The 8,704-nt window shown below is 39.3% G+C and carries 6 protein-coding genes and 1 rRNA gene; 5 read left to right on the plus strand and 2 right to left on the minus strand.

The window, feature by feature from the left end; all coding sequences use genetic code 11:
• Positions 1–97: ribosomal RNA gene (rrf, locus tag AAEU29_RS18910) — 5S ribosomal RNA — on the plus strand; the annotation flags it as partial.
• Between the two features lie 265 nt (positions 98–362).
• Here the strand turns inward: rrf and AAEU29_RS18915 are convergent.
• The gene (locus AAEU29_RS18915) at positions 363–758 is read right to left on the minus strand and encodes a hypothetical protein (protein ID WP_421974770.1); all 396 of its coding nucleotides are present in this window, start codon (positions 756–758) and stop codon (positions 363–365) included.
• Positions 759–865: 107 nt separating this feature from the next.
• Positions 866–1,618 (minus strand): LytR/AlgR family response regulator transcription factor, encoded by a 753-nt coding sequence (locus AAEU29_RS18920; protein ID WP_421974771.1) that lies wholly within the window; start codon positions 1,616–1,618, stop codon positions 866–868.
• Between the two features lie 297 nt (positions 1,619–1,915).
• Here AAEU29_RS18920 and AAEU29_RS18925 point away from each other — a divergent pair, with 297 nt between their 5' ends.
• The 4 genes from AAEU29_RS18925 (at position 1,916) to AAEU29_RS18940 (ending at position 8,461) form a co-directional block, all read left to right on the plus strand.
• Positions 1,916–4,864, plus strand: coding sequence for a TonB-dependent receptor plug domain-containing protein (locus AAEU29_RS18925; RefSeq protein ID WP_421974772.1), 2,949 nt, complete (start codon positions 1,916–1,918; stop codon positions 4,862–4,864).
• 53 nt (positions 4,865–4,917) lie between these two features.
• Positions 4,918–5,193 carry a hypothetical protein gene (locus AAEU29_RS18930; protein ID WP_421974773.1) on the plus strand — a complete coding sequence of 92 codons (276 nt, stop codon included), beginning with the start codon at positions 4,918–4,920 and terminating at the stop codon, positions 5,191–5,193.
• Positions 5,194–5,429: 236 nt separating this feature from the next.
• Positions 5,430–8,102, plus strand: coding sequence for a TonB-dependent receptor plug domain-containing protein (locus AAEU29_RS18935; protein WP_421974774.1), 2,673 nt, complete (start codon positions 5,430–5,432; stop codon positions 8,100–8,102).
• A gap of 62 nt (positions 8,103–8,164) precedes the next feature.
• Positions 8,165–8,461 (plus strand): hypothetical protein, encoded by a 297-nt coding sequence (locus tag AAEU29_RS18940; RefSeq protein WP_421974775.1) that lies wholly within the window; start codon positions 8,165–8,167, stop codon positions 8,459–8,461.
• Positions 8,462–8,704: the final 243 nt, after the last annotated feature.

The following is an 8,704-nucleotide window of genomic DNA, read 5'->3' on the forward strand; positions in this document are numbered from 1 at the left end:
TTGGAACCACCTGACTCCATGCCGAACTCAGAAGTGAAACGAAACAGCGTCGATGATAGTGTGGGTTCGCCCATGTGAAAGTAGAACATCGCCAAGCTCCTAATTAAGTAGAAAGCCCGCTCAATGAGCGGGCTTTTTGCGTTTTGGCGTTAAACGATTTTAGAAATAAGCAACCAGACTTCACAATACTGCTGAACCCTGAACCCTGAACCCTGAACCCTGAACCCTGAACCCTGAACCCTGAACCCTGAACCCTGAGCCCTGAGCCCTGAGCCCTGAATCCTGTTAAGCTATCTCTGCTTGTTCTTGCGGCGAAAAGATGACTTTTGGATCAATAATAATACTGTGTTTATAGTTTTAAACTAATGTGCTCTTTCTACTAACTCACATACTTTATTAATGCATAGCGTTTGAGGTGATGTGTTGTGTTCACATGTTGAAAGGTGTTGAGAGCTTTTATTGTATGCTTTTTCGAATTGTGTAATTTCATTTGCAATAAACTCAACTTCTTCCTGTTTGGTATTTTTTATTGAGTAGATATCAAACTTACTTGGACCGCCACATGCTCTTTCACCATAAGCGATTACTCTGCATTGAAATGTAGCATTGCATGATTTGTCGTTAATCAGTAGATTAAGTTTGCTTTCAGCGTCACTGATTGTGTTGATATCGGATGCTCTATTATTTGATATACCTAACTGACAGCCAACTAGTAGGAAGCAGGTTACAAAAAAGGGTGTGTATTTGACAAACTGCATAGATAAGAGGTCGCGTTATTGACTATGTGCAGCAATGGTAGCACAAACTGTAAGTAAATATTAATGAATGACTTACTATTATGGTATATCTAATACACCGTACCGTATTAGATTATACCTGTCATAGCTGATTTATAACGACGAGATAAGCTGAGTTGATGACCGTTTCGTAATGTTACCTGGTAATCACCACTTTCTGTTGGCTTTAATTCTGAAATGCATTTTTTCCTAACTAGAATGCTGCGGTGGATCCTTATAAATCCAGCATTGCTTAGTTTATTTTCCATTGCTGATAATGTTTCACGATGCAGCACTGGACGCTCTTCATTAACTAAATAAAGCTCTACGTAATTGCCTGCGCCTCCAATCCAAATAATATCGCTACACTCTATTAATTTAATCCTTCCAGAGTCTTTAACGACTAATGTCTGTTCCTGATCATTTAACTGTTCAATTAATGACTGAATATTATTTAGTGGTAATTGGGGTTGTATATTTAACCGATTATTTAACTTTTGAATACATTTATCAAAACGTTCGGTATCACATGGAAAAAGTAAGTAGTCTGCAAAGTCGTATTCAAATGCATATATTGCTTGCGCATCTGAATCCCCTAAGTAAACAATTTGTGTGAATTCAGGACATTCTTTTGCAAGCGTTTCTAGAGATTCACTGCTTGGCAAAAGGTTGTTATTAATGAAGAGAACATCGGCTTGCATTGTCTGAGCGATACTAATGGCCTCTCGCCAATCAAAGGCAAGGGCGATTGCTTCAAAGTTGGGATAATCTTTCAATAAAGCTTTTAATACTGATTTATTACTTTCTTTTTCATCAGCAATAACGAGACTGAACTTTTTCATTGTACAAGCTCCCTCTAGACAAATAGGCCTTTATTTTGTCACTTAATCTTATCATTGATAAGTGTTTTTGGGTAACAAGGAGTAACAAAATGTTAGTGGTTATTACCATTAAAGGCTTTGTAAATTTTGAGTTTTGTAAATAAATTATTTGTTTTGTTACTAAAACTTTAACAATTGCCGCTTTGTGTGTTTTTTCTGCCGCTTACGTATTCGAGATGGTAACTAAATGTAGGGTTTATTACGTTGTTTTTTGATTTTATTAAAAATAACAATAGAAATATCTCAGGGAGAAACTCAATGGTTCAATTTAAAAAATCGGCATTGAAAATAGCAATTTCATCAGCACTGTTCTCTAGTTTTTGTTTTACAGCTACAGCTGCTGAAGAGGCGGCAGAAAATCAAGTAGAGAGAATCGAAGTCACAGGTTCAAGAATAAAGCGTACAGATATGGAGGGGGCTAACCCTGTCACAACAATTGATGCTGTTGCTATAAGCAAGATGAGTGTAAATAACGTTGGTGATTTATTACAAAATTTAACTTCATCTGCTGGTGCAGCAGTTAATACCCAAACTAATAATGGTGGCGACTCTAGTACGCGTTTCTCACTTCGTGGTATCGGTGATGAAAGAACGTTAGTGCTAATAAATGGGCGGCGTGTAGTTGCGGGTGGTAATGGTGCTAACGCATCGGTTGATTTAAATACTATTCCTACGTCTGTTGTGAAACGTGTAGAAGTTTTAAAAGATGGTGCATCTGCTACATATGGCTCTGATGCCATTGCTGGGGTAGTAAACATAATTACACGTTCAGATTATGAAGGTTTTGAACTCAAACTTAATGCAGGCCAAAGCGGTGAAAGTGATGCTGAAACAAAAGGGATTGATTTAACTTTTGGTACAGCAAGTGACCGAGGTAATGTGGTTGTTGCATTGGGCTATAACGATCAAGGAGATGCCTTTCAAGGGGATCGTGCTTTTTCAGAGTATGAACTCAGAGCATTCCCTGATGGTTCTACTCAGCGAGGAGGCTCATCAGCGCCGCCATGGTCAAATGTGGATGGTGCCCCTGGCTCAGCTAATAACCCAGAAAATCCAAATGCGGATCAAAATGTAACACGAGGCCCCGACTACGGAGATTGGCGCCCCTTTGACGGTGCCACTGACTCATATAACTATAACCCAGTTAACTACTTACAAACACCAAGTAAACGTAAATACGCAAATGTATTTGCAAACTATTTGCTTGGTGAGTTCGGTGTGCTCGGTGAAGTGAATTCATTTGCTGAAGTAAGTTATGTGCAAACTGTTGGTAAACGGTTAATTGCTCCAGAACCTCTAGCACCATTAATATTTTTTAATACTGAAGCACCTTACTCTCCGAATAATTACTACAACTTAAAATATGGTCCAAAAGATTCAAATGGCAATTCTTACCAGATTAATGATTGGCGTCGTCGTATGGAAGATACGGGCGGCCGACTGAATATTCGTGACTACAAAACACTTAGAACAGTTGTTGGTTTTAATGGTGTTTTTGCAAATGGTTGGGACTGGGAAATTTCTTATAACTTTGGCCAAAGTGACTCTACCGAGCGCACGGAAGGTTATTTTAATTTAGAAAGGGTTGCTGAAGCTGTTGGCCCAACTGGTTGGCTAGATGAAAACGGGTCTTTAATTACTGATGCAAATGGTAATCCAGTAGTTGATGCAGCAAATGGTGCTCAATTAGTATGTTTAAATTCAGAAAACACAGTAATTGATGGCTGCTTGCCTCTCAATATTTTTGGACAACCTGGTACTGAAACCGGAATTACATCGGATATGTTGCAGTATATATCGGGTGACTATAACACGGTTGAGCTTGGTCAAAATCGTCAAGAGGTAATTTCAGCAGTAGTTTCTGGTGACCTATTCGAATTACCTGCTGGGCCTGTTGGTTTTGCGGCAGGTTATGAATATCGTAAGGAGTCTGGATATTACAAACCAGATACGCTTATTTTACAAGGTACGACGACCGCTGGTGACGCGGTGAGTACTGAAGGTGGTTATGATGTGCAAGAGTATTATGGTGAGGTTATTGTACCAATTTTAGATGATGTCGCATTTGCGCATATGTTGGAGCTAAGTGCCGCTGTACGTTATTCAGATTACAGCTCATTTGGTGATAATACGTCTGGTAAAGTTGGTATTAAATGGATGCCAACGGACGCATTATTGCTTCGTTCAACTGTTTCAACAGCTTTTCGTGCACCAACTATTGATGATTTAGTTGGTGGTGCGGCTATAGGGTTCCCAGAGGCTGCGGACCCGTGTGATGCCAATACCTACCGTGATGCCGAAGGAGAGTTAGATCAAGCAGCATATAATGCAATAAAAAGCTCAGCTAATTGGTCAAATTGTCTGTCTACAGGTGTTCCTTCAAATGGCTACAATTCTGATGGCGTAGAACAAATACCAACAAATACAGGTGGTGCTGTAAATTGGGGTGGCACTATTGAGCTTGAGCCAGAAGAAGCAGATGTACTGACAGTAGGTATGGTTTATACACCAGACTTTATTGAAAATTTGTCTTTCAGTGTCGATTATTGGGAAATTCAACTAGACAACGCACTATCAACCGTCGGTACACAGAGCGCGTTGACAGGATGTTTCGAAAGTGGTGAGTACTGTAATCGTATTAAACGATTTGCACCTGACAGCCCTGCTTATGGTGGTATCACGACTGTAGACGATTACGCGGTTAACGTAGGTGGCATTGATACTTCTGGAATTGACTTTGATATTCGCTATACCTTTGATTCAAAGTTTGGTGAATGGCGCTTGTCGTTAGATGGAACCTACCTTCTTGAATATGACAAACACTTAACATCTGAGTCGATTGATCATGTGGGACGTTTTGAAGGAAACCATGACGGTCATTTTGCCGAGTTGAAAACGAACTTTATTATCGGTTGGTCGATGGATGAGTGGGATGCAACGTTAACGACTCGATATATAGATAGTGTAAATGAAGTAGAGCAAGGTTGGTGGACGGACCCATTTGAACGCAAAGTAGATTCAAATGTGGTAGTAGATTTACAGGGTAGCTACCTTGTAACAGATCACTTATCTATTACTGCTGGCGTCGATAATTTATTTGATGAAGAGCCGCCATTTGTGTATTCAGCATTTGGTGCAAATACAGACGTAGCGACTTATGACATCATTGGCCGTTATATGTATTTGCGTGCAGTTGTGAGCTTCTAGCATTTTTCAGGATTTGGGGTGAGCTATCACCCCCTTTAGATAAGGAAGATAAAATGCGTAAACACATTATATATTTAGTTACAGCCCTACTATTTCTATCGGGCTGTGAATCGTCACAAGATATGTTTAAACGTCAACAGGCGCTCAATGTTGAACAAAATGAAATGCTCGCTGAAGAACAAGGTGTGCGATGTGAAATGATGTCACGTACAGGTAGTAATCGAAAAACAAAAGTATGTAGAACTATAGAGCAAATCAAAAAAGATGAAGAAGTAGCACAAAACACATTAAAACGACTGAGAAAACCTGAAATTACTCGTGATAATTAAACTTTCTGGGGGAGGGGCGGGCTTCTCAACCCCATTTTTAATTTAAAAATAATCACATAGTTTTAACACTTGTATCTTTTCTTTTCAAAAAGGTGCTTTCAAAAGGGTGGTGTTGCCGTTCAACACTATCTTCAGTCCTCTTAAATAAAAGCGTTGGAAATAATCTTTTAATGTAATTAGGTTGAGGTTTGCGTATGACTTTGTCTACGTAATTAAAATCCAGGGAGATTATCTTAATGAATACATTTAAAAAATCAGCGCTAAAAATAGCAATGACATCAGCGCTGCTTGCAGGTACAAACTTTAATTTAGCTGCTGCTGAGGAAGCTTCAGCTAGTGAGGTTGAGCGCATTCAAGTAACCGGTTCTCGTATCAAGCGCACAGATATGGAAGCTGCTTCACCAGTAGTAACATTAACTTCTGTTGAAATGGAAAGTCGTGGCTTTTCATCAGTACAAGATGTGCTTGATAGCTTAGCTCAGAATACTGGTGGCTCGATGACAGGCCAATCTGTGCATGGATTTACTCCAGCAGCTTCAGGCGTTAACTTACGTGGTGCTGGTATGGGTCGTAGTTTAACGCTTATTGATGGTAAGCGCTTAATGAAATATCCAAAAGCTGCAGGTGGTACAAGTAACTTTATCGATACTGCAAACTTACCACTCGCTGCTGTTGAGCGTATTGACGTTCTAACAACAGGTGCTTCAGCTATTTATGGTTCGGATGCAATGGGCGGTGTTATCAACATCATCCTTAAAAAAGATTATGATGGTGTGGGTCTGAAACTTCGCACAGGTGATACCTTTGAAGGTGGACGTGCACAAGATAACGTAGCACTAACAGTTGGTACATCGTCTGACAAAGGTAATATCACTTTCTTACTTGAATATGATCAAAAAGAACAGCTAAAAGCAACAGATCGTGAGAATTTCGATATTCATACAGATTTAGCATTTGGAGATCATCCGTTTAACTCTTATTCAAGTTATGGTGCACGTATCGCAGGTCCTGGTGGTTATTCTCTTCCTGAAGAAGAGTGTAATGCGCAAGGTTACAAATATTGGGGAAGTTTCTGTGGCTTCGATCGTTCGGCTACGCGTGATCTACTTCCGGAACAAGATCGTTTATCATCAATGGTGAATTTCCATTATGAATTGAATGATAGTCACGAGTTTTACGGACGTACAGATTTTACTAGCTCTGGTTCAATGACTAATATCGAACCAATGGCAATTAATGACTATAAATTCAAAGTAGATGGAAATGATTTAATCGTTACAGTAGACCCTTCACTGACTGCTTTTAACGATTTATCTACAACTTTTGACAAACGCACAGCTTTCAATGGCGACTTTGCAAACTTGGGTGATGGTAACTATGAATACCGTCGTCGTTTAAAAGAGTATGGTAATCGTATTACAGATGTTTCAACAAAGGTTTATAATTTTGTAACTGGTTTCCGTGGTGATCTTACGGATGATATTGGCTATGATTTTTCATATAACTTTGGCCGCTCTGAAGTTATGGTATTTAATCGTGGTTATGCATCGGTAGGCGATTTTTACAATGTTCTAACAGCTGGAAATGGTCACTCATTATTAAATCCTCTTTCAAGTTCACAAGTTGCTGAATCAAAGTATACAGGCTGGTCTGAAGCTGAATCGAACATATCTTCGTTCCAATTTGGCTTAAATGGAACTGCATTTGAGCTACCAGCTGGTGAAATTAGCTGGGCATTTGGTTTAGAAAGTACGCGAGAATGGTTTTATGATGTGGCTGATGAAGAGCGTCAACGTCGTGGAGTACTCTCAACTGGTGGTGCATCAGGTCAAGGTGCACGTGATTACTGGGCGGCTTATGGTGAAGTTTTAATTCCAGTTATTGACAGCTTAAATGTTACTCTTGCAGGTCGCCATGACGACTTTAGTGATTTTGGGAGCCGCTTCTCACCTCAAATTAGTGCTGAATATCGTCCAATGGAAGAGTTGCTAATTCGAGCTCTTTGGGCATCGACATTCCGTGCACCTGATATGCAACGTGTATACGGTGATACTTCAACTGGCTTTAGCCAAATTACAGATCCAGACGGTTGTGCTGCACAAGGTGGTAAAGTAGATCCAAATAGTTCAATCCCTGCATGTAATGGTGAGCTTTATATTACATCACTTTCAGGTCCAAATGCAGATTTAGACCCTGAAACTGGCTCAAACTGGAATGTTGGCTTTGTTTACTCTGGCGATAACTGGAGTGTAACAATGGATATTTGGGAAGTTCAGATCGATGACATCGTTTCAACTTTAACAGCGCAAGAAATTGCAAATAACTCAGATATTTATGGTAATTTAATCACTCGTGATAATACAGGTGTAATCACATTTATTAACCAAACTGCTCAGAACTTATCGAATCAAACAACAGCAGGTGTTGATACTTCATTTACATATAATGTAGATTTATCTTCTGCAGGTGAACTTAAGTTTAAAGGTGACTTATCATATTTAAGTAAATATGAAGAGCAAACTACATCAACAGATCCTGTGATTGATAATATTGCTGATTCAAGTGTACCTGAGTGGCGTTCTACTGGCTCTATCAGTTACAACATTTCGGACTTTGGTACAACGCTATCTGTGCGTTATGTAGGCGAGATGAATGGTGATAATGTAGAAACATTCCGTGATGACCCAGATTTTGGGTATTCAACTAAAATTGATAGCTTAACGACTTTGAACTGGACGGCAAGTTACAACCTACCTTACTACAATTCTGTACTTAAAGTGGGTGTAAACAACATTACCGATGAAGGCCCTAAACCTGATTATACAGATTACGGTTGGCCTCATTATTCACGTTCATATCACTTCCCGAATGGTCGTGAATGGTTCTTGGGTCTAGAGGCTCAATTCTAAAAGAGATTTGAAACACAAATACCGGCGAATTCGCCGGTATTTTTATTTTGGAGATTGAAAAAATGAAAACCTTTAATGTAATTTTAGTTGCCGCTTGTGCAATATTAACTGCGTGTAATTCTACTTCAGAGCAAGTTGTAGAAAACAAAAAAACGGAAGCAACAGTAGAAGAAGTGACAAAGGTTGCTGAATCTAAAAAAATTAAAATTAAATGTACCGAACAATCTAGATTAGGCTCCAACATACGACGTACTAATTGTAGGGATGTTAGTAAAGAAGCAAAAGAAAGAGAGCGAAAGGCAGCAGAAGCGTTTATGGATGAAACTGCTACAGCTGTTGAAATCGAATATGGCGGTTGAAGCTAGATTTGACATGTTACAAAAGGTGAATAATGGTAATACTTTAGCCGTTTGTCACCGAAACTATTCGTATTATCACTTTAGGCTAGAGATACAGCCTTCTAATCAGTAACCTTATCTTATCGCCAATGATATTTAACATTGCGATTTTCTTTGGACCAAATGGGGGACTTATCCACCCCCCATTTTATTCTCTTCATAAAGATTCTTGAGTGTTGAGATTTTAGACTTCAGAATATCTGC

Source organism: Pseudoalteromonas aquimarina (assembly GCF_049257255.1).
Taxonomy (GTDB): Bacteria; Pseudomonadota; Gammaproteobacteria; order Enterobacterales; family Alteromonadaceae; genus Pseudoalteromonas.